This is a genomic window from Demequina sp., from assembly GCA_024707205.1.
In the GTDB taxonomy this organism is placed as follows: domain Bacteria; phylum Actinomycetota; class Actinomycetes; order Actinomycetales; family Demequinaceae; genus Demequina.
On record JANQAD010000001.1, the window covers coordinates 1,042,758 to 1,064,383 of the forward strand.

Here is a 21,626-nt window from a genome sequence, read left to right on the forward strand (position 1 = left end):
TGGCCCATTGTGTCGCAAAGCACCGCGAGTGCACGGTGCGGCGCGTCACGTCTCGTCAACGACGTCGGCGCCCGGGCCGTTCTTCTGGATGGACTCGATGGCCGCAACCGCGGACCTCTTGTCCGCATACTGCTGGCTGCTCGCGAGAATGTTCCCGTTGCTCGCCACGATCCGGAACCAGAACTCGCCGGACTTGTCGGACTTGTGGATGGTGAACTTCATCGTTCCTCCTGGTTGCGCCCCTTGCCGCCCATGCTATTGCGACTGGGCGCGCGGCGCGCGGCGAGCTCACCACTACCCTTGGGGCATGGCTCAGTGGGATCCCGAGACGGGCAAGGTGCGCCCCACCTGGACGGTGCGCTTCAGCGCGTGGTCCATCTTCCTTGGGTGCACGATCGGCGCGGTCGTCACCTCGGTGGTGCTCTTCCTGACGTTCATCACGGGAGGATCGGATCGGCTGAACGACAGCGGATCGGTGATCCGCGGCGGAATCTTCCTGCTCGGCATCGTCTTTGGCGTGTTCCTGCTGATCGGGCCCGTGCTCGCCTGGGGGCTCGGCTTCATCCTGAGGAGCAACACGAACCAGGGCCAGCACGTGCTCGCCTTCGCGGTGCTGGGACTGCTCGTCGGGTTCATGCTCGGGAACCTCGTTGGCCTCGGCTCCGTCGTTGCCCCCGCAGCCGGAATCGGCGCGGCTGCAGGCCGCTGGGCAATCTCCAGTCAGGCCAAGATCTAGCGGGTCCCCGCCATCCACCCCCAGGGCGCCCGACGCTGTTGCCGGGCGCCCCGTCGGCTCACCGAGCCGCTGTCACTTGCTTAAGCACGCGAGGCCGTTGAGCTCGAAGCCCGTTGCCGCGCTCGGAGAGCCCTTCGCGGTGAAGCCGAACACGGCAGACTTGCCCGGCTTCAGGGTGGTGTGCCACTTGACGCCCGTCGCGGTGACGGAGGTGTCCGCCTGGGTGACCTTGGCCCGCCAGTCAGCCTTGATCTTCTCGGTGCCGGCGAAATGCCACGTGAGCATCCAGTTCTTCACCGTGGACTTGCTGGTGTTGGTCACCTTCACCGTTGCGGAGTAGCCGCCGTGGCCCTTGGCGTGCACCCGGTAGCTCACCTTGCAGGGCGGCACGGGCTTGGCCTTGACCGTGACGGGAATCGTCACGACGGTCCCAGTGGTCTTGCCCTTGACCACGAGGTTGTACGTCCCCGGCTTCACCTTGGGCACCTTGAACGTCAGGGTCGCGGTGCCGTGCTCGTCGTAGACGTCGGTCGGCAGCACGTTCGCTACCGCGAAGCTGCCGAGCTTGACCTTGCCCAGCTTGGCCGTCACCTTCGCGTCCGTGAGGTCGCCGGCTCCCGTCATCATGAGCGACGTGAGCCCGAGCGTCACGCTCTTGCCCACCGTGAAGTCCGCGGCGGACAGGCCGGTGACGCCAACGGCGTGCTGCTCGGTCGGAACCTGGAGGGTGCCGTTCGCGGCCAGGTAGTCCACCTGCGCCTGGAGGTCAACGCGGCCGGAGTCGGCCTTGTTCGCCCCGCTCGCGAAGACCGTGAAGTTGTCCCCGCCCGCGGCGAGGAACGAGTTCACGGTGACCTTCAGCACCTTGGTGTCGGAGATCGACTTCCCGTTGAGGCGGATGTCGAGCACCTTCTTGGTGTCGGGGTCGTAGGTGTACGCGAAGCCCTCGGAGGTTCCGAGGCGCAGGAACGGCCGAGACGCACCCGCCGGCTGCCACTGCTGCTCGAGCACCGCCTTGATCTGCGCGCCCGTGAGGTCCATCGTCACCAGGGTGTTGGCGAAGGGCTGCACCAGGGCCGCCTGCTTGTAGGTGATGTCCGAGGGGTACGTTCCCGTCCCGGCGGCAAGACCGAGCATGTCGTCCCGCAGGCCACCAGGGTTCATGAACGCGACCTTCGCGCCCAGCTCCTCCGTGGCCCAGCGCTGGATCTCGGCGACGGCATTGCCGAGCGTCGACTCGCCACCGCGGCTGGATCCGGAGACCCCGCCATCCGTCTTGGCCCTGTAAAGCGGGCCGCTGATGGTGCCGAGCACCGCGGCGCCGAGCACGTCGGAGTCGTCGACGGCCTTCTGCACGATCGCGGCGGTCGCCGGGTCCGGCGGGTACACGGGAGCGGTGGTGTACAGGTCGATCGTGTTGGACACCACTCCGGTGACGTCGCCCGCCGCGTTCACCGTGAACAGCAGCTGGTCGAGGTTCGCGCCGTACTGGCCTGCCGACACGACGGGACGCTCGGTCACCGCCCTGCCCGCCCAGCCAGGCACGGGGACCATGTGGTTGTACGCGAGGTGGGTGTGTCCGGAGATCACCGCGTCAACGTCGTCGGAGAGGTTCGTGACGAACTGGCCGAAGTCGTTCGAGGGGTCAACCGCGTCGGCATATGCCGTGGTCGGTGCACCCTCGTGGATGAGCGCAATGACGATGTCGGCGCCCGCGGCCTTGAGCTCCGCCGCCGACCGGTTCGTGGCGATGTACTCCTTTTCGAAGGTCAAGCCAGCCACGCCGTCGGGCGAGACAAGGGAGGGCGTCTCATCGGTGACCACGCCCACAAAGCCAACCGTGATGTCACCGAAGTTCTCCGTCCACGTCTCCGGGAGGGCCGGGGCGTTGGTGCCGCTGAGGCGCACGTTGGCGCCGAGGTACGTCCACGACGCACCGCCGTACGGGTTCGTGACGGCGTCGTAGGGCGCCATCACGCGGTTGACGATGTCGTTGTAGCCCTTGTCGAATTCGTGGTTGCCCACGGATGACACGTCGAGGCCCGCCTCATTGAGGACGTCGATCGTTGGCTTGTCTTGGGCGATGAAGCTCTCGAAGGTCGAGGCGCCGATGAGGTCGCCCGCGGCCGCGAACACCGTGTTCGGGTGCTCCGCTCGCAGAGTGTCGACCGCGGTCACGAGGGAGGCTCCGCCGGCTCCGCCGTTCGCGGCGTCGGGCAGGATGCGCCCGTGGAAATCGTTGATGCCCAGGATCTGGATGGTGGTGTCTCCATCAGCCGATTGAGCGGGGGTGGCGATCGCGGCGACGAGTCCGACTACGGCGGCGGACACGATGGCGAGCGATCGCCAGGACGAGTTCTTCGTCATGGTTCATCCCTTTCGTGTGGTTTGGGTTTTCTCGACGCTACCCGGCGCCTGCGCTCTTCGCATCTCGAGAGGCCATTAGCCTGTTCCCGTGAAGGTCGTCGTCCAGATCCCGTGCCTCAACGAGGAGGCGACGCTTCCGCTGGTGCTGAGCACCATCCCCAAGCACATCGACGGAGTGGACGAGATCGACATCGTCGTGATCGATGACGGGTCAACCGACGGCACCGCCCGCGTGGCGCGCGAACACGGCGTCAATCACATCGTCAAGCACACCCGCACCATGGGCCTTGCCCGCTCCTTCGCGGACGGCGTCGAGTACGCGCTCGCGCACGGCGCGGACATCGTCGTCAACACCGACGGCGACAACCAGTACCCGCAAGAGCGCATCGGCGACCTCGTGGCGCCCATCCTCGCGGGCCGTGCGGACATCGTCATCGGCGACCGCCAGACGCAGTCCATCGCCCACTTCAGCTTCTTCAAGAAGGCGATGCAGCGCTTCGGCAGCTGGGTGGTCAATCGCGCGGCCGGCACCAAGCTGCCCGACGCTGCGAGCGGCTTTCGCGCCTACAGCCGGTATTCGCTCTATCGCCTGAACATCGTCACGCAGTTCTCGTACTGCATGGAGACGATCATCCAGGCGGGGAACAAGCGCCTCGCGATCGAGTCGGTTCCCGTCACCACGAACCCCAAGACGCGGGAGTCGCGGCTGTTCTCCAACGTGTTCGAGCACATGATGAAGTCGGGCCAGGCGATCCTGCGCTCCTACATAATGTTCAAGCCGTGGTCCGTGTTCCGCGCGCTCGCGCTCACGTTCGGAGTACTGGGGCTGATCCCGTTCATCCGCTTCGCGATCCTGTCCGTCATGGGCGACGACGGCAACCACATCCAGTCGCTCATCCTTGGCGGCGCGCTCATCTCCGGCGCGCTCCTCGCGGTGGCGCTTGGCGTGCTGTCGGACCTGCTCAAGACCAACCGCATCCTCATGGAGGATCAGCTCGAGCGGCTCAAGGTGCAGCGGTTTGGTCCGGCGCACTCGCCGGTCGACCGCGTCCAATAGCGACGCCGACCGCGAAGCCGATCGCGTCCGCCGCGGTCATCAGGAACCGGCTCACCAGCGCAAGCGACAGCGCCTGCGGCCCCGTTGCCGCGGACTGCAGCAGGAACACGAGCGTCACCTCGCGAACTCCGGCGCCCGCGGGCGCGATCACCACGAGGAACCCGACGAGCCACGCGAGCGCGAACGCCCCGGTCGCCAGGATGTACGTGGACTTGGGACCCGGAGCGATCTCGCGCAGCAGCAGCCATGCCTGCACGCCAAGCAGCAGCCACATGAGCACCGACCACGCGGCTGAACCCGCGAGCGCCCTGCCGGAGATGTGCGCGGGCTCTTCGGTGCGCTTGGTGACGCGGAACCCGAGCGCGACCACGCGCCTCAGCACCGGCGGCGTGAGGATCGCAAGCAGAGCCACCGCTACCGGGATGATCCACCAATAGGTGGCCACAGCGTCGGGCACGGTGATGGCCGCGCCAACCAAGCCAACCACCGCGGCCGTCACCACCCCAACGACCATCGCCACGATCGAGCCGCTCATGGCCCGCGCGCGGGAGACGCCGTGATCGCGCGCGAACTCGGCCTGCGCGAGCACGGGCCACACGGATCCGGGCACGTACTTGCCCACCTGGCTGAGCAGGAACACGCGCAGGGCCGACGGCACGCTCGCCTGCAGCCCCACACTCACCATCACCTCTCGCCAGGACAGCGCGTTGACGCCGAGCGCGAGGGTCGCGGCGAGGCCAGCGAGTACGACAGTCCCCCACGTGAGGTCGCGCAGGGCGGCGGTCACGTCGTCCCACTCGGTGACCACCGCCCACGCGAGCAACGCAACGGCTACCGCGAGGAAGCCCCAGCGGACCACGTTCCTCATGAGGCGACCAGCGCCCAGGTGCGAGCGATGCCCTCCGCGAGCGGCGTCGTCGGGCGCCAGCTGAGCACCTCGGCGGCGCGCGTCACGTCCAGCCACGCCGCCGCGGGATCCACCCCGCGGAGCGGCTGCGTGTTCACCGCGACCGGGTGCGGGGCCACCGCTTGGGTCACCACCCCGAGCAGCTCGGCGAGGCTCGTGCCCACGCCGGAGCCGATGTTCACCAGGCCCGCGGGCCCGCGCTCGGTGGCCGTCGCGATCGCGTGCGCCACGTCGTCAACGTAGACGTAGTCCCTGACGGCGGTGCCGTCGCCAAAGATCGTCACGGGAGTGCCCGTGCGGATCGCCGCGAGCCAGTGGCCCACGACGCCCTGCCCGCCCACGGCCCTCACCGCCTTCGACACCTGATCGGGGCCGTACGGGTTCGAGATGCGCAGCACGGTGTGGGGGATCCCCTCGGCGGCAAGCAGCGTCTCCTCGGCCAGCTTGATGCGGCCGTACTCGTTCGCCGGGCTCGGCTCATCCGTCTCGCGGAACGGCGCCACGGACGGCGGCCCGTACACGGCGCCCCCCGAGGACAGCAGCACGACGTGCGGCAGGTTCCCAGAGCGTCGGGCAGCGTCGATGAGCCGCGCCAGGTCGCCGATGTTGTGCTCGCCGCGGGTCGTGTCCGCGGGCGTGACGTGGCCCGCGGCCCACACGACCGTTGACGCGCCGGCCGTGTACGGGTGCTCCTTGGTGAAGCGCCCAACGTGCGCCCCACGGTGCTCAAGCTCGACGGCGACGGCGGAGCCGAGGAAGCCCCGGGAGCCGACGACGGCCACGTCATACACTGTGCTCACTCGCCCCGCTCCTCGACATTGGAAAGCAGTCTATGGCCCTCCCACGCGCGCTCGTCGTGGCCACGACGTACCCCGTGAGGCCCGGCGACGGCACCCCGGCGTTCGTGCGCGACCTGTGCCTCGAGCTGGCCGCCTCGTTTGACGTGACGGTACTGGTACCGGCCGTTCCCGGCGGTGCGCCCAGGGAGGCCGACGGCCCCCTCACCGTGGTGCGTCACCGCTACTTTCCGCGGCGCTGGGAGACGGTCGCGCACGGCGCGATCCTCGAGAATGTGCGGTCTTCGCGGTGGGCGGTGGTGCAGGTGCCGTTCCTCATGGCCTCCCAGTGGCTCGCGGTGCGGCGGGAGTTCCGCCGGGTGCGGCCGGACGTTGTCCATGCCCACTGGCTCATCCCGGCCGGAGTATCCGCTCGCGCGCTGTCGCGGCGAGCGCCCCTCGTGGTGACCACGCTCGGCGGCGACCTCTACGCGCTCAACTCGGCGCCGTTCCGGTGGCTCAAGCGCCGGGTGGCGCGGGCCTCCACCGTGTTGACGGTGATGAACTCGGACATGGCTTCGCGCGCCCGCTTGCTTGGGGCGCACGATGTGCGCGTCATGCCCATGGGCGCGCGATTCTCCGTGGTGACGCCGGAGCCGTCCGAGGGGCCGGTGCGGCTGCTCGCGGTTGGCCGGCTGGTGGAGAAGAAGGGCTTCGACGTGCTGCTCTCGGCCCTCGAGGCGCTGGTCAACGGCCCCGTGCCCGACGCTGTGCTCACCATCGTGGGCGACGGCCCCGAGCGCGCTTCGCTCGAGGGCGCCGCGGCTGGCTTGGGCGGGCGCGTCACCTTCGCGGGCCAGTTGGGCCGCGAGGAGCTGGACTCCGTCTATCGGCACACGGACATCGCGGTGTTCCCTTCCCGGCCGGCCTCCTCGGGGGATCAGGACGGGCTGCCGGTGGCGATGCTCGAGGCCATGGGATCCGGGCTCGCGGTGGTGGCTTCGGACCTGCCCGGTCTGAACGAGGCCGTCGTCCCCGCCGAGTCCGGTGTGCTCGTGCCGCCGGGTGACTACGAAGCCCTGGCCACCGCGATCGGTGAGCTGGCCGCGGACCCGGGGAAGCGTCGGGCACTGGGAGAGGCGGCGGCGAGGCGCGCGCTCGACTACACGGTCGACGCCGTTGGCGCGGGCTACCGGGCGCTGCTCGCCGAGGTGATCGCGTAATGCGCGCCCGGATGGCGGCGGCCGTCAAAACGTTGACCCCGGGCTACTTCGCGCTCGTGATGGCCACCGGCATCATCTCCGTTGGCCTCGCGCTCGAGAACGTGATGGCGCTGTCCCGCGTGCTGCTGGTGGTGTGCGCGGTCGCGTTCGTCACGCTGCTCGCGCTCAACGCATGGAGGTTCGTGAAGTTCCGCAGCGCGCTCGTGGACGACTTCATGGACCCGCGCCGCGCCTTTGGGTTCTTCACGCTCGTCGCGGGCACCAATGTGCTCGCGAACCGGCTCGCGGTTGGCGGGGCGTACCGAGTGGCAGTGGTGCTGCTGACGTGCGCGTTCCTCGTGTGGCTCGTGCTCGGCTACGTGATTCCGTGGACTGCGGCGCTTGGGCGCAAGGAGCGGCCGGTGGTCGCGCTCGCGAACGGCACGTGGTTCATCTGGGTGGTCGCGAGCCAGTCGGTGGCGGTCGTCGCCGCCACGCTCGAACCGCACTTCGTCACCGGCAGGCGCGAGCTTGCGCTGCTCGCCGTCATGTCGTGGTCGGTTGGCGTGTTCCTGTACGCGGCGACGGGCGTGATCGTCATGCTGCGCCTGATGAACTACCCCTTTGGCCCTGAGGAGCTGACGCCGCCGTACTGGGTGTCCATGGGAGCGCTCGCGATCACGGTGCTTGCGGGGGCGCGGATCGTGGAGATGGAGTCCGCGCCCATGGTGGATGCGACGCGCGGGCTCATCGCCGGCATGTCCGTGGTGGTGTGGTCGTTCGCCACGTGGCTCATCCCGGTGCTCGTGGCCGCGGGCGTGTGGCGGCATGTGGTGCGGCGCATCCCGCTGCGCTACGAGGCGACGATGTGGTCGATCATCTTCCCGCTCGGGATGTACGGGGTGGCGAGCATCTACCTTGGCCGCGCGGACAAGCTGCCGCTCGTGGAGCTCGTGGGAAGCGTGGAGATCTGGGTGGCCCTGGCGGCCTGGCTGCTGACCTTCGTCGCGATGGCGCGCCACTTGGGACGGACCTTGCGCGCGGAGGAGAGCCCGGCGGCCCCCAGCGAAGCAACCGGCTGATCGCGGCGGCGCGGGCGCTACCGGCCCCGTAGCTTGTCGATCTGCCGCCGCTCGCGCTTGGTGGGGCGCCCCGCGCCGCGCTCGCGCACCGCGAAGGCCGGCGCGCCCTGGTCGCGCGGCAGCTCCTTTGGCGTGCGGTCGATATACGCGGCGGCCGCCGGCTCCGCGCCCACGCGCTTGGACAGCAGCTGCACCACCTCGAAGATTCGATCGCGACCGCCGACGCGCACCACGACCGTCGAGCCCTCGACCACGGTGGTGGACGCCTTAGCCTTCTCGCCGTTGATCCGCACGTGGCCCGCGCGGCACGCGGCTGTGGCCAACGTGCGGCTCTTGTAGACGCGCACCGCCCAGAGCCACGCGTCGATCCGCGTGCTCACGGCCGGGCCTCAGCGCCCAAGGCGCTCGTACTTGAGCTCGGTCGCGAGTTTGGCCGGGCGCCACCACGCCTCGTTCTCGCGATACCAGTCGATGGTCGCGGCCAGCCCCGAGCGGAAGTCGCCATACCGCGGCTCCCAGCCCAGTTCCTCCCGCAGGCGGCTCGCGTCGATGGCGTAGCGGAGGTCGTGACCGGGGCGGTCGTTGACATGCTCGAAGGCGTCCGGGTCCTCGCCCATCAGCTCGAGGATCGTGCGCACCACCGTGACGTTGTTCACCTCGCCGTCCGCGCCGATGAGGTACGTCTCGCCGATAGCGCCGCGGTCGATGATCGCCCACACGCCCGAGTTGTGGTCGTCAACGTGAATCCAGTCGCGCACATTGAGCCCGGCGCCGTAGAGCTTTGGCCGCTCGCCATCGATCACGTTGGTGATCTGGCGCGGGATGAACTTCTCCACGTGCTGGTAGGGCCCGTAGTTGTTGGAGCAGTTGCTGATCGTCGCCGCCACCCCAAAGGACCGCACCCACGCGCGCACCAGCAGGTCCGAGCCCGCCTTCGTCGACGAGTACGGCGAGGAGGGGTTGTACGGCGTCTCGGGAGTGAACTTGGCGGGGTCGTCGAGCTCGAGGTCCCCGTAGACCTCGTCCGTCGAGATGTGGTGGTACCTGGTCTTGTGGCGCCTGGCCGCCTCGAGCAGCGTGAAGGTGCCGATGAGGTTGGTGTGCACGAACGGCGAGGGGTCGTCGAGAGAGTTGTCGTTGTGGCTCTCGGCCGCGAAGTGCACCACCAGGTCCGACGCTGCCACGAGGGCGTCGACGATGTCGGGGTCTGCGACATCGCCCTTGACGAACTCCACCGCGGGAGGCAGCGAGGCCTGGTTCCCCGCGTAGGTGAGGTTGTCGAGAACGGTGACCACAGCGTCGGGCCTCGTTGCCAGGGTGAGGTGCACAAAGTTGGAGCCTATGAACCCCGCCCCGCCAGTTACCAGGACTTTCACTTGCGCTCCCGCTCGAGAAGGCCCAGCAGGTAGTCGCCATAGCCAGACTTGGCGAGGCCGCGCGCGGTGGCCGCGAGGGCGTCGTCGCTGAGCCAGCCGCGCCTCCACGCGATCTCCTCCGGCGAGCCGATCTTGAGGCCCTGGCGCTTCTCCACCGTCTGCACGAACTGGCTCGCCTCGAGAAGCGAGTCGAACGTGCCGGTGTCGAGCCAGGCGGTGCCGCGCGGGAGCACCTCCACGTGCAGTCGGCCGGTGTCGAGGTAGGTGCGGTTGAGGTCCGTGATCTCGTACTCACCGCGAGCGGAGGGAGCGAGCTCGCGGGCGCGGTCCACCACCGAGTTGTCGTAGAAGTACAGGCCGGGCACGGCGAACTCGGAGCGAGGGTGCTCGGGCTTCTCCTCGAGGCTCAGCGCGCGGCCGGCCGCGTCGAATTCCACGACGCCGTACGCCGTCGGATCGGCGACGCGGTACGCGAACACCACGGCGCCCTCGACATCGCGGAACCGCTCGAGGTTAAGGCCCAGGCCGGGGCCGTAGAAGAGGTTGTCGCCGAGCACGAGCGCCGCCGAGTCACCGCCAACGTGGTCCGCCCCGATCACGAAGGCCTGCGCCAGTCCGTTGGGCTCCGCCTGCACCGCGTAGGTCAGCGAGATCCCGAACGCGGAGCCGTCGCCGAGCAGCCGCTCGAACTGCGGCAGGTCGTGCGGGGTGGAGATCACCAGAATGTCGCGAATCCCGGCGAGCATGAGGGTCGACAGCGGGTAGTAGACGAGCGGCTTGTCGTACACGGGCGTCAGCTGCTTGGAGATCCCCTTGGTGATGGGGTGCAGGCGCGTCCCGGAACCGCCCGCGAGGATGATGCCGCGCATGGGGGCAAGTCTAGGGGCGGCGCAGTGCCGAGCCTGGGCGCCGTGCGTCCGCGCCGCAGGGCGGCCCGACGCTGTGGTGACCTGTGCGTGCCACCCAACCCCAGCGTCGGGCGGGAAGGGCGGGCGAATGTTAACTCTGTGCTACCTGGCTCCCGGTCCCGGATGAAAGCGCATACATTTACCCCGTGAGCATGCTTCCCGTCGCCGCGCGCGAGTACACCGTCGAGAGTTTCACCCGCGAATTTCTGCGGGAGGTGAACTTTGGGCAGGGCGTAGACCTCAACCGGGCCTCCACGAACGACAAGTACCTCGCGCTCGCGAGGACCGTGCGGGCGTACCTGATGACGCGGTGGCTCGAGACGTCGCGCGTCCAGCAGGAGCGCCAGGAGAAGACCGTCGCCTACATGTCCGCTGAGTTCCTCCTGGGCCGCCAGCTCGACAACAACCTGCTCGCCGCCGACCTTGAGGACATCGCGCGCAGCTCCCTCGCGAGCCTCGGCATCGAGCTCGACGACCTGCGCGACGCGGAGATCGAGCCGGGCCTCGGCAACGGCGGTCTCGGGCGCCTCGCCGCGTGCTTCATCGACTCGCTCGCGACCATGGACATCCAGTCCATCGGGTACGGCATCCGCTACGAGTACGGCATCTTCAAGCAGCGCTTCGAGGACGGCAACCAGGTGGAGGACCCCGACGACTGGCTGCGGCTCGGCTCCCCGTGGGAGCTGCCGCACCCCGAGAACGCCGTGCGCGTGCACTTCGGCGGTCATGTCGAGGAGGCGCCCGGCGCCACGAACGGCGCCCGCCGCTGGGTGCCCGAGTGGGACGTGAACGGCGTTCCCTACAACTACATGGTTCCCGGCTACCGCAACGGCCGCGTCAACACGCTGCGCCTGTGGAGCGCCCGCGCCACCCAGGAGTTCGACCTCAAGATCTTCAACTCCGGCGACTACGCGGACGCCGTCGCCGCGCAGACTCAGGCAGAGAACATCTCCAAGGTGCTCTACCCGGAGGACTCCACGCCTCAGGGCAAGGAGCTGCGTCTGCAGCAGCAGTACTTCTTTGTCGCGTGCTCGCTGAGCGACTTCATCAACAAGGTGCTGCCGGAGGGCTACGACCTGCACCGCCTCCCGGAGCGGATCACCTTCCAGCTCAACGACACCCACCCCGTGATCGCGGTCCCGGAGCTCATGCGCCTGCTGATCGACGAGCGCGGCTGGGAGTGGGACGAGGCTTGGGCCGTCACGCAGCAGGTCTTCGCGTACACGTGTCACACGCTGCTGCCGGAGGCGCTCGAGGTGTGGCCCGTCGACCTGCTCGGTCGCCTGCTCCCGCGGCACCTCGAGATCATCTACCGCATCAACGACAACTTCCTCGAGGACGTCCGCGAGGCCTTCCCCGGCGACCTCCTCCGCGAGCGCCACATGTCCATCGTCGCCGAGGAGCCGGTGCGCGCCATCCGCATGGCCTACCTCGCCACCGTCGCGGGCTTCAAGGTCAACGGCGTGGCCGAGCTCCACAGCGAGCTGCTGCGCGACAAGGTGCTCAAGGACTTCGCCCAGATGTACCCGGACAAGTTCACGAACGTCACCAACGGGGTCACCCCGCGGCGCTTCGTGCGCATGGCGAACCCAGGGCTCTCGCAGCTCATCACCGAGGCGATCGGCGATGGCTGGCTCACCAACCTCGAGCGCCTGCGCGGCCTCGAGGCCTTCGCCGACGACGAGGAGTTCCGCGAGCGCTTCGCCGCGGTCAAGGCGGCCAACCGCGCCCGCTTCGCCACCGTGCTCAAGGCCCGCGACGGGCTTGAGCTCGCGGAGGACGGCATGGTGGACGCGATGGTCAAGCGCCTCCACGAGTACAAGCGCCAGTCCCTGAAACTGCTCCACATCATCTCGCTCTACGAGAAGATCACCACCGGCAAGGTGGCGCTCGAGGACGTCACGCCGCGCACCTTCGTGTTCGGCGCAAAGGCGGCGCCCGGCTACGTGCGCGCCAAGGAGACGATCTACCTGATCAACGCGGTAGGCGCCACGATCAACGCCGACGCTTCGCTCAAGGGCCGCCTCAAGGTCGCCTTCCCGGCCAACTACAACGTCACGCTCGCGGAGACGCTCATCCCCGCCGCCGACCTCAGCGAGCAGATCTCGCTCGCCGGCAAGGAGGCGTCGGGAACGGGAAACATGAAGTTCGCGCTCAACGGCGCCCTCACCATCGGCACCGACGACGGCGCCAATGTGGAGATCCGCAGGCTGGTCGAGGACGAGAACTTCTTCCTCTTCGGCATGGCCGAGCCCCAGGTCGAGGCTCTGCACGCCAAGGGCTACCGCCCCGGCGACTACTACGAGCAGGACGAGGACCTCCGCAACGCGCTCAACCTCCTCGCCTCCGGCGCGTTCACCGTTGGGGACCGTGACGGCGCCGTGTCCTCGGTGTTCGCGAGCCTCGTGGAGCGCGACCGCTTCATGGCTCTCGCGGACTTCCGCGCGTATGTGGAGGCGCAGGAGCGCGTGGACGCCGCCTGGAAGGATCAGGACGCGTGGACGCGATCCGCGATCCTCAATGTGGCCCGCTCGGGCTTCTTCAGCTCGGACCGCTCCATCCGCGACTACCTCGACCGCATCTGGCGCGCCTGACCTAGACACCCCTGCGAGTCCACTGCGAGTCGACTGTGAGTTTGCTCGCAGTGGACCTTTGCGGTCACGTGACGGCTCGTAATGCTCCACAATTGACGCCGTGACGGAAACCGCCCTTCTGGTGCTCGTCGTGGTGACCGCCCTCGTCTTCGACTTCACCAACGGCTTCCACGACACCGGCAACGCGATGGCCCCATCCATCGCTACGCGCGCCCTCAAGCCCAAGCAGGCGGTCATGCTCGCCGCCGTGCTCAACATGGTGGGCGCCTTCCTGTCCCTCACGGTTGCCGCGACCATCGCCAAGGGCATCGTCGACGCCGCCGTCGTGACGCTCGCCGTTGTCCTCGCCGGTCTCGCCGGCGGGATCATCTGGAACCTCGTGACGTGGCTCGTGCGGCTCCCGTCGAGCTCCTCGCACGCGCTCGTCGGCGGCGTGGTGGGTGCGGTGCTCGCGGCCGCGGGGTCCGAGGGCGTGATCTGGAGCGGCCTCGCCTCGAAGGTGATGATTCCCGCGTTGGTCGCCCCCATCATCGCGATCGCGGTGGGGGGTGCGGGCACGTGGCTCGTGACCCGCATCACGCGCAGCGTCTCGCAGAAGCACAATGACCAGTCGTTCCGCTGGGGCCAGATCGGCTCCGCTTCGCTCATGGCGCTCGCGCACGGCACCAATGACGCGCAGAAGACGATGGGCATCATCCTGCTCGCGCTCATTGCGGCTGACGCGGTGCCGCCCGACGCTGGGGTTCCGCCCTGGGTCATCGTCGCGTGTGCGCTCGCCATGGCTCTGGGCACGTACACCGGCGGGTGGCGCGTTATCCGCACCTTGGGCAAGGGGCTCGTCCGGCTCGACTCGCGCCAGGGGATGTCCGCGGACATGTCGTCCGCGTCGGTGATCCTGCTGTCCAGCCACTTCGGCTACTCACTGTCCACCACCCATGTGGCCACGGGCTCCATTCTTGGCACCGGCGTCGGGCGCCGGGCGCGAGTGCAGTGGTCCGTAGCCCGCAAGATGTTCGTGGCGTGGCTCGTCACCGTGCGGCCGCCGCCCTCGTCGGCGGCCTCCTCTACGGCATCGGCGACCTGTTCAGCAACACGTTCACGCCCACGACGGGGCCGATCGTGGTGTTCGCGCTGCTGGTGGCGACGGCCGGGTTCATCTTCATCCTGTCCCGCCGCCAGCCCATCAGCGCCGCGAACGTGAACGACGAGTGGGACCCGATCGCGGACAACGAGGCGATCCTCGCCGAGTCGCTGACGATGCACAATCCGCACCTCATGCGCGTGCGCAAGCCCCCGCGCAAGCGAAAGCGCAAGCCGGCGCCGGTGCCGAAGAAGCTCAAGAAGAAGTCCAAGACGCAGCAGGCCAAGAAGCAGGCGAAGAAGGGCTCCGTCAAGAAGACAGCGACCGCGAAGAAGAAGTCGCGTCAGAAGGCGGCCACCAAGTCCAAGGCGAAGGCCGCGTCGCATTCCAAGAAGACCACCAAGAAGACGTCGAAGAAGAAGTAGGAGGCGAACATGGGCACATACGTGGAGTGGGACGCACTCTTCAACATCGTCATCTTCGGCCTGCTCATCGGCGCCGGACTGCCCGCCCTCTACGCGCTTGGGGTGAGGTCGCTCGACGTCTCTTCGCGAGCCGTCGGCCGCTCGGCGACGCTGCTCAAGGTCGCCGCCTATACGTGCTTCGCCGTTGTCGTGGGCGCGATCCTGTTCGCCCTCATCTTCATCGCCGCCGGCGGGCACTAGCCTGGCGCTGTGTCATCGCCGACGTACACGGATCCCTCGCGGGTTGACCTCGCGCGCGCGATAGGCATCGGCCTCACGGTGGCTGGGGGCATCGGCCTGCTGCTGCTCGGAGGCGAGTTTGGCGCCCGTAAAGCTTCGTTGGCGGGCATCGCGGTGGTCGCCCTGTTGGCCACGGGAATCGCCCTCTTGCTGTGGTCGCGATCGCGCGGCGCCGCGCTGTGGGAGGCGAACAAGGCCTTCCTGCTCAGCGAGCAGGGAGCCGCCGTGCTCCACGAGCGGCGCGAGTTCGCGTCGAGGACGCTGTGGGTGGGGCGGGTGCTCTTGGCGCTCTTCCTCGTGTGCGGCATCGTGTTCTTCTTCCTCCTGAGCGCCATCGGCTGCGGCGACCGCATCGACGGCTACTGCGGCCACGTCGGCAGGCCGCCGGAGTGGATCGTGGTGCTCACGCAGGTGGTGTCCCTCGTGCTCGGGAGCGCTTGGGCGACCGTCGTCTACTGGCGCAGGCGCCACGAGAGCGAGACCGAGCGCATCGACATAGTGGTCGCGGAGGGCCAGCGCCGCAGGCGCACTGAAGGGCCACTCGCCGGGACCAACCGCAGCTCCTGGGAGTAGCCCGGGCGGCACCCGCCGCGCGCGCCTAGTGTTGGCCGCATGACAGAACAACTGTGGTTCATTGCCTTCGGATGGATCGGCTCCATCCTCGTTGTGTGGTCGCTCATGGTGGCGCGCGTGCTGCGGTTCCGGTGGATGAATCTCGCGGGCTCGGTGATCGCCACCGTGTACAACGCCGCCATCCAACTGTGGCCGTTCTTCGCCATGAACCTGGCGATCGCCATCATCGATGCGGTGTGGATCTGGCGCCTGACGCGCGAGCGCCACGACGATGCGGTGTACAAGGTCATCCCCGTCGCCGCCGGCGACGGGTTCCTGCAGCACGTGCTCGCGACCCACGCGGAGGACATCGCCAAGGTCCAGCCGGACTTCGCGGCCTCCGCTCCGGCCGACGGCGCCCGCTCGGCGTTCCTCGTGGTGCGCGGCGACGAGAACGTCGGGGTGGTCGCGCTGCGCAACGAGGGCGCCGGGGTTGGCGTCGTCGAGCTCGACTGGGTCAAGCCGAGCTTCCGGGACTTCACCCCTGGCGAGTTCGTGTACCGCGAGTCCCACACCCTCGAGGAGGCGGGCTTCCGCAGGCTCGAGGTCGAGGAAACGGATTCCACCGACGAGGTCTATCTGCGCCGCATGGGATTCGCGCCGCACGGGACCCGCTGGGTGCGGGAGCTAGCGGCATAGGCGTCCTGCCGCGCCCACCTCACTGTCCGCCCGAATGGGCTCTGAGTGTCACGAAAATCGAGTTTCGTGACACTCAGGGCCCATTCCAGGGCCGCGGCATGAGAAGGGCCGGCCCGACGCTGGGGAGAGCCGGGCGCGAAACCCGGCCCCGGCGTCGGGCAGCGGGCAAACGAAAAGGCCCCCAGTTCCCTGGGGGCCTTCACTAGTGCGCGAGGGGGGATTTGAACCCCCACGCCCTTTCGGACACTGGCACCTGAAGCCAGCGCGTCTGCCGTTCCGCCACTCGCGCGCGAGGGATAACGATAGCACGCTGGGACCCCCCTATACGATGGAGGGATGGGCGTGCTGGATCGGTTCGAGAAGGGCGTGGAGAACGCCATGCAGTCCGCCTTCGCCAAGACCTTCAAGTCCGGCGTCAAGCCCGTTGAACTCGCGGCCGCGGTCAAGCGCGAATGCGACGCCCGGGCGGCCGCCGTGGACCGAAACCGCACCGTCGCTCCCAACGAGTACATCATCTCGCTCTCGCCAACGGACTTCGAGACCGTCACGAGCTGGGGAGACGAGGCCCTCGCCCACGAGCTCCAGGACTCCCTCGAGGACCACGCGCGCAGCCTGAGGTACGCCTTCGTGGGCGCGGTGGACGTCGCGTTCCAGGAGGACGAGTCGCTCGGCACGGGCCGCTACGCCGTATCGAGCCGCACCACTCGCGGCCCCGTCGCCCCTGCTACGAGCCCGGATCCGCTGAGCCGCTTTCCGCTACTCGAGATCGACGGCCAGCGCTACAACCTCACGGGCGCCACCACGGTCATCGGCCGCGGCACGGAGGCGGACATCGTGGTGGACGACAACGGCGTGAGCCGCAGGCACGTCCGCTTCGAGGTCACCCCGGAGGGCACGATCCTCACCGATCTCGGCTCCACCAACGGCACGTTCGTCGAGGAGCAGCGCATCACCGAGGTCACGCTCGTGGACGGCAACGCGATCCGCATCGGCCGCACGCCAATCATGTACTGGGACGCGGTCATCGCGGACGAGGACTGACGGGGCCGTTGACAGCGCAATGAGCCAGCTCTCGATCACCCTCCTCAGGCTGGGCTTCCTCGTCTTGCTGTGGCTGTTGGTGCTGTCCAGCATCGGCGTGCTCCGCGCGGACCTCTACGGCACGCGCGTCACCGCTCGCGGCCGCGGGCGCAAGGCCAAGCGTCAGCCCGACGCTGTGGCTGAGAAGACCGCCGCCCCCACCAGGGGCGCCACTGGGGTCAAGACGGGTCCCGACGAGGCGCCTGCGGCTCGGCTTCACGTCACGGCCGGCCCGCTCAAGGGCACGAGCCTGCCGCTGAGCTCGGCCCCGGTGCTGATCGGCAGGGCGCCGACGTGCACCCTCGTCATCGACGACGACTACGCCTCTGCGCGGCACTGCCGCATCTTCCCCGAGCGGGGCCAATGGATGGTCGAGGATCTCGGCTCCACCAACGGCACCTTCCTCGGCAACCAGAAGGTGACGGATCCCGTGCCGCTGCGCCGCGGCGACCAGGTGCGGATCGGCGCGACCACCCTGGAGCTGGACTCGTGACGTTCCTCGCCTTCCACTACGCGGCCCGCACCGACGTTGGCCTCACTCGCGCCAACAACCAGGACTCCGGCTACGCGGGGCCGCACCTGCTGCTCGTGGCCGACGGCATGGGCGGCGCGGCAGGTGGCGACATCGCCTCGTCCATCGCGGTGGCCCGCCTCGCGGCGCTCGACGGCGAGGCGCTCGGCCCGGACGAGGCCCTCGACGAGCTCAAGCGAGCCATCTCCGAGGCCCACGAGCAGATCGTCAGCCGCGCGCGCAACGATCCCGAACTGAGCGGGCTGGGGACCACCGTGACCGCGCTGCTGCGCTCCGGCTCCACGCTCGCGATGGCGCACATCGGCGACTCCCGCGCGTACCTACTGCGCCAAGGCTCCCTCGATCAGGTCACGAGCGACCACACCTTTGTGCAGCACCTCGTCGACACCGGCCGCCTCTCCGTGGCCGACGCCGAGAACCATCCAAAGCGCAACCTCATCCTCCGGGTGCTCGGCGACATCGACGCGAACGTCCCCGTGGACATCTCCGTCCGCGAGACCAAGCTTGGGGACCGCTGGATGGTGTGCTCGGATGGGCTCAGCGGCGTCGTCAGCCGCGACACCATCCACACCACGATGCTCGAGGTCGAGGACCCTGGCGACTGCGCCGACGCCCTCGTGGCCCTCGCGCTCGCTGCCGGCGCCCCTGACAACGTGACGTGCATCATCGGCGACATCGTCGACATCGACGAGGCCCCTGACGGCGTCGGCCCCTCAACCGCGGCCCAAATCGTCGGTGCCGTGGCGATGGACCGGCACCGGCCGTCGGGCGCCGTTGGCACGCCCGCCGCGAGGGCCGCGCAACTCGCGCCAGGCCCGGCCGACGAAGACGAAGACGAGCCCTCCAGGTGGGGGCGCTTCTGGGAGAAGTGGCGCGGGTGGATGCTCGCGCTCATCGTCGTCATCGCGCTCATCGCCGCGGCCTGGGGCTTCTACGCGTGGACGCAGAATCAGTACTACGTGGGCGAGAACGCCGGCGTGGTCGCCATCTTCCGCGGAGTTCCAGGGACGGTGGGCCCGCTGGAGCTCTCCACGGTGGTGGAGGACACCGACATCGCGCTCGACAGCCTCGAGCCGTACGCGCGCGATCGCATCGAGGCGACGATCAGGGTGAGTGGAGTTGACGAGGCCCATGCGGTGATCACGGGCCTGCAGGCGGGTGGCTGATGGCCACCGTCTCCACGGTCCGTTACCAGCGAGGACGCGGCTCCGAGTTGATGCTGCTGGGCCTCGCGGCGCTCGTGACGGTCGCCGCTCGCGGACTCGTGGACTACCACGCGGACGTCATCGTGATCTCGCAGATGGTCTGGTACACCGTGGTGGTCGTGGCGGTGCTCCTCGCGATCCACATCGCGCTGCGGCGGTGGGCGCCCGACGCTGACCCCGTGATCGTGCCCGCGGTCTCCGCCCTCACCGGCATCGGCCTGGCCATGATCCGGCGCATCGACTTCGCGTGGGCGGCGCGAGGCAAACCCACGCACTTTGGCGAGACCCAGACCATGTGGGTGCTCGTTGGGGTAGGCCTTTGCATCACCGTGGTGCTGGTGCTCCGCGACTACCGCGTGCTGCGGCGCTTCACCTACACGGCGGGGGTGCTTGGCCTCATCGGCCTCATCCTCCCGCTCATGCCGGTCATCGGCCACGCAGTGAACGGGGCGCAAATCTGGATCAAGCTGTTCGGCCGCTCGCTGCAGCCCGGCGAGTTCGCAAAGATCGCGTTCGTCATCTTCTTCGCGGGCTACCTGCAGACCAATCGTGACACGCTCGCCGTCGCCGGCCCCAAGATCCTCGGCATCCGCTTCCCGCGGGCGCGCGACATGGGGCCCCTCCTCGTGGTGTGGGCCGCCGCGATCGTGGTGCAGGTCGCGGAGCGCGACCTCGGCACGTCGCTCCTGCTCTTCGGCATCTTCGTGGGAATGCTTTACGTGGCCACGCGCCGCACCAGCTGGGTGGTGCTCGGCGTTGGGCTGTTCCTGATCGGCGCCGCATTCGCGGGCACCTTCTTCGGCCACGTGCGCGTGCGCTACGTGGCCTGGCTGCACGCTCTCGATCCCGACGTCTACTCCTCCGGCCAGAGCGAGCAGCTGGTCCGGGGCCTGTTCGGCATGGCGTCCGGTGGCCTCTTCGGCACGGGCCTGGGTCAAGGGCGTCCGGACCTGGTGCCCTACGCCTACTCGGACTTCATCGTGCCTTCGCTCGGCGAGGAGCTTGGGCTCACGGGACTGCTCGCGATCCTCTTGCTCTACGTGATCGTGGTGCAGCGGGCCATGCGCACCGCCATCGGGGTCCGCGACGGCTTCGGCAAACTGCTCGCCGCCGGCCTCGGCTTCACGATCGCGCTGCAGACGTTCATCGTGGTGGGCGGCGTCATGCGAGTCATCCCGCTGACCGGTCTCGCGACGCCCTTCCTCGCCTACGGCGGCTCCGCGATGATCGCCAACTGGATCATCGTGGCGCTCCTGTTGCGAATCTCCGATCAGGCAAGGCGACCGCAGGAGGTGACCGCATGAACGAGCCCGTCCGCCGCCTCAGCGTGGTCACCCTCGTCATGTTCCTCGCGCTCATGATCGCTGCGAGCTGGACCCAGGTGATCCAGGCAGGGTCGCTCAACTCGGACTCCCGCAACGTCCGCACCCTGTACCGCGAGTTCGGCAACTTCCGCGGGCCGTTCGTGGTGGACGGCGAGTCAGTGGTCTTCTCGAAGCCAATCGATGACCCGTACAACTTCCAGCGCACCTACACGGACGGCAAGCTCTACGCCTCCGCCACCGGGTACTACTCGATCGTATTCGGCAAGACGGCGCTCGAGCAGACGGAGAACTCACTGCTTGCGGGCACCTCGGACGCGCTGTTCTGGAACCGACTCCGCGACCTCTTCGGCGGCCGGGAGCAGCAAGGGGCGTCGATAGAGCTGACTCTGCGCGAGGAGCTCCAGCGAACAGCGGCAGAGGCGCTCGGCAACCAGAAGGGTGCGGTGGTCGCGATCGACCCCAAGACCGGCGCGATCCTCGCGATGGTCACGAGCCCCACCTTCGATCCCGCGGTCCTCGCGGGCCACGACACCCAAGAGGTCAATGACGCCTACGCGGCTCTCGACGCCGACCCGGACGGCCCGCTCGTCAACCGCGCGGTCGCGGGAGACACCTACCCGCCGGGCTCCACCTTCAAGCTGATCGTCTCCGCCGCCGCCCTCGACGCCGGCTACACCCCGGATTCGACCGTCTACGCCCCGGACTCGCTTCCCCTTCCCAACTCGTCCAAGAGCATCGAGAACTACGGCGGCGAGAGCTGTGGCAAGACGGAGCAGATCACTCTGGAGCAGGCGCTGACCGTGAGCTGCAACACCGCGTTCGCCGATCTCGGCATCACCCTGGGTTGGGACGCGGTCCAGAGGAAGGCCATCGAGTTCGGCTGGACGGACACGTTCCGCGTCCCCTTGGTCGTCACGCCGAGCCGCCTCCCGCTCAACCCGGACGACGCTCAGGTCGCCATGAGCTCCATCGGCCAGTTCGACGTTCGCGCCACGCCGATGCAGATGGCCATGGTCACGGCGGCGATCGCCAACAGGGGTGTGCTCATGTCGCCGTACCTCGTGGACACGGCGCGCGCGAGCGACCTCAGCGTTATCCAGCGCTCGATCCCCACCGTCTACAGCAGCCCCCTCACCTCAAGCGAGGCGAGCGAGCTCACGCAGATGATGGTGTCCGTGGTCAACAACGGCACCGGAACGGCGGCCCAGATCCCCGGCGTCACGGTCGCGGGCAAGACCGGGACGGCGGAGACGGGGCTCGACACCGCGCCGCACGCCTGGTTCGTCGGCTTCGCACCCGCGGAGAACCCCGTCGTGGCCGTCGCCGTGATCGTCGAGAACGGCGGCTCGCTCGGCTCCGAGGCGACCGGCGGCAAGGTGGCCGCTCCCATCGCCAAGAAGGTCATGATGAAGGCGATCGAGCTCGCAAAGGAAGACTCGTGAA

General features: G+C 68.6%; 20 protein-coding genes, 1 tRNA gene and 1 pseudogene. 14 read left to right on the top strand and 8 right to left on the bottom strand.

The features are described from left to right. Positions 1-45: 45 nt before the first annotated feature. Complete coding sequence (locus tag NVV57_05360) at positions 46-222, bottom strand: YegP family protein (protein ID MCR6712144.1); 177 nt, start codon at positions 220-222, stop codon at positions 46-48. Between the two features lie 85 nt (positions 223-307). On the opposite strand from NVV57_05360, the gene NVV57_05365 reads away from it, so the two are divergent. Further along, positions 308-736, top strand: coding sequence for a hypothetical protein (locus NVV57_05365; GenBank protein MCR6712145.1), 429 nt, complete (start codon positions 308-310; stop codon positions 734-736). Between the two features lie 72 nt (positions 737-808). Here the strand turns inward: NVV57_05365 and NVV57_05370 are convergent, their stop codons facing one another. Next, the gene (locus tag NVV57_05370) at positions 809-3,103 is read right to left on the bottom strand and encodes a 5'-nucleotidase C-terminal domain-containing protein (GenBank protein MCR6712146.1); all 2,295 of its coding nucleotides are present in this window, start codon (positions 3,101-3,103) and stop codon (positions 809-811) included. An 88-nt stretch (positions 3,104-3,191) separates the two neighbouring features. On the opposite strand from NVV57_05370, the gene NVV57_05375 reads away from it, so the two are divergent. Beyond that, positions 3,192-4,160 (top strand): glycosyltransferase family 2 protein, encoded by a 969-nt coding sequence (locus NVV57_05375; protein ID MCR6712147.1) that lies wholly within the window; start codon positions 3,192-3,194, stop codon positions 4,158-4,160. Here NVV57_05375 and NVV57_05380 read toward each other — a convergent pair. Continuing rightward, positions 4,108-5,028, bottom strand: coding sequence for a flippase-like domain-containing protein (locus NVV57_05380; protein MCR6712148.1), 921 nt, complete (start codon positions 5,026-5,028; stop codon positions 4,108-4,110). The genes NVV57_05375 and NVV57_05380 overlap by 53 nt on opposite strands. Further along, on the bottom strand, positions 5,025-5,867 hold the full coding sequence (locus NVV57_05385; GenBank protein MCR6712149.1) for an NAD-dependent epimerase/dehydratase family protein: 843 nt from the start codon (positions 5,865-5,867) through the stop codon (positions 5,025-5,027). The genes NVV57_05380 and NVV57_05385 overlap by 4 nt, the downstream gene beginning before the upstream one ends. Before the next feature lie 32 nt (positions 5,868-5,899). Here NVV57_05385 and NVV57_05390 point away from each other — a divergent pair, with 32 nt between their 5' ends. After that, on the top strand, positions 5,900-7,066 hold the full coding sequence (locus NVV57_05390) for a glycosyltransferase (protein MCR6712150.1): 1,167 nt from the start codon (positions 5,900-5,902) through the stop codon (positions 7,064-7,066). Then, positions 7,066-8,127: a tellurite resistance/C4-dicarboxylate transporter family protein gene (locus NVV57_05395; protein MCR6712151.1), complete on the top strand. Its 1,062-nt coding sequence runs from the start codon at positions 7,066-7,068 to the stop codon at positions 8,125-8,127. Before NVV57_05390 ends, NVV57_05395 begins: the two co-directional genes overlap by 1 nt. A 17-nt stretch (positions 8,128-8,144) precedes the next feature. Here NVV57_05395 and NVV57_05400 read toward each other — a convergent pair whose 3' ends face one another. From NVV57_05400 to rfbA, 3 genes are read right to left on the bottom strand one after another with little or no spacing between them, the layout of a single operon-like run. Next, on the bottom strand, positions 8,145-8,507 hold the full coding sequence (locus NVV57_05400; protein ID MCR6712152.1) for an RNA-binding S4 domain-containing protein: 363 nt from the start codon (positions 8,505-8,507) through the stop codon (positions 8,145-8,147). A gap of 9 nt (positions 8,508-8,516) precedes the next feature. Then, positions 8,517-9,503, bottom strand: coding sequence for a dTDP-glucose 4,6-dehydratase (gene rfbB / locus NVV57_05405; protein MCR6712153.1), 987 nt, complete (start codon positions 9,501-9,503; stop codon positions 8,517-8,519). Then, complete coding sequence (gene rfbA / locus NVV57_05410; protein ID MCR6712154.1) at positions 9,500-10,372, bottom strand: glucose-1-phosphate thymidylyltransferase RfbA; 873 nt, start codon at positions 10,370-10,372, stop codon at positions 9,500-9,502. The genes rfbB and rfbA overlap by 4 nt, the downstream gene beginning before the upstream one ends. Positions 10,373-10,563: 191 nt before the next feature. Between rfbA and NVV57_05415 the strand changes: the two genes are divergently transcribed. From NVV57_05415 to NVV57_05435, 5 genes and pseudogenes are all read left to right on the top strand, one after another. Continuing rightward, on the top strand, positions 10,564-13,005 hold the full coding sequence (locus tag NVV57_05415; GenBank protein MCR6712155.1) for a glycogen/starch/alpha-glucan phosphorylase: 2,442 nt from the start codon (positions 10,564-10,566) through the stop codon (positions 13,003-13,005). Between the two features lie 100 nt (positions 13,006-13,105). Continuing rightward, positions 13,106-14,250: pseudogene (locus NVV57_05420) on the top strand (inorganic phosphate transporter). Between the two features lie 270 nt (positions 14,251-14,520). After that, positions 14,521-14,751, top strand: coding sequence for a hypothetical protein (locus tag NVV57_05425; GenBank protein MCR6712156.1), 231 nt, complete (start codon positions 14,521-14,523; stop codon positions 14,749-14,751). A gap of 9 nt (positions 14,752-14,760) precedes the next feature. Beyond that, positions 14,761-15,363: a hypothetical protein gene (locus tag NVV57_05430; protein MCR6712157.1), complete on the top strand. Its 603-nt coding sequence runs from the start codon at positions 14,761-14,763 to the stop codon at positions 15,361-15,363. Positions 15,364-15,402: 39 nt separating this feature from the next. After that, positions 15,403-16,041 (top strand): hypothetical protein, encoded by a 639-nt coding sequence (locus tag NVV57_05435; protein MCR6712158.1) that lies wholly within the window; start codon positions 15,403-15,405, stop codon positions 16,039-16,041. 206 nt (positions 16,042-16,247) lie between these two features. Here the strand turns inward: NVV57_05435 and NVV57_05440 are convergent. Further along, positions 16,248-16,330: transfer RNA gene (locus NVV57_05440), tRNA-Leu, on the bottom strand. A gap of 47 nt (positions 16,331-16,377) precedes the next feature. On the opposite strand from NVV57_05440, the gene NVV57_05445 reads away from it, so the two are divergent. The 5 genes from NVV57_05445 to NVV57_05465 are packed head-to-tail and all read left to right on the top strand — an operon-like array spanning position 16,378 to position 21,625. Continuing rightward, positions 16,378-17,082, top strand: a complete 705-nt coding sequence (locus NVV57_05445; protein ID MCR6712159.1) for a DUF3662 domain-containing protein — start codon at positions 16,378-16,380, stop codon at positions 17,080-17,082. Between the two features lie 19 nt (positions 17,083-17,101). After that, positions 17,102-17,614 (top strand): FHA domain-containing protein, encoded by a 513-nt coding sequence (locus tag NVV57_05450; GenBank protein ID MCR6712160.1) that lies wholly within the window; start codon positions 17,102-17,104, stop codon positions 17,612-17,614. Further along, entirely contained in the window at positions 17,611-18,819 is a 1,209-nt protein-coding gene (locus NVV57_05455) for a protein phosphatase 2C domain-containing protein (GenBank protein ID MCR6712161.1), read from the top strand. The genes NVV57_05450 and NVV57_05455 overlap by 4 nt, the downstream gene beginning before the upstream one ends. After that, positions 18,819-20,162, top strand: coding sequence for an FtsW/RodA/SpoVE family cell cycle protein (locus tag NVV57_05460; protein ID MCR6712162.1), 1,344 nt, complete (start codon positions 18,819-18,821; stop codon positions 20,160-20,162). Before NVV57_05455 ends, NVV57_05460 begins: the two co-directional genes overlap by 1 nt. After that, a complete protein-coding gene (locus NVV57_05465; GenBank protein ID MCR6712163.1) occupies positions 20,159-21,625 on the top strand; it encodes a penicillin-binding transpeptidase domain-containing protein in 1,467 nt (488 codons plus the stop codon). Before NVV57_05460 ends, NVV57_05465 begins: the two co-directional genes overlap by 4 nt. Position 21,626 lies beyond the last annotated feature (1 nt).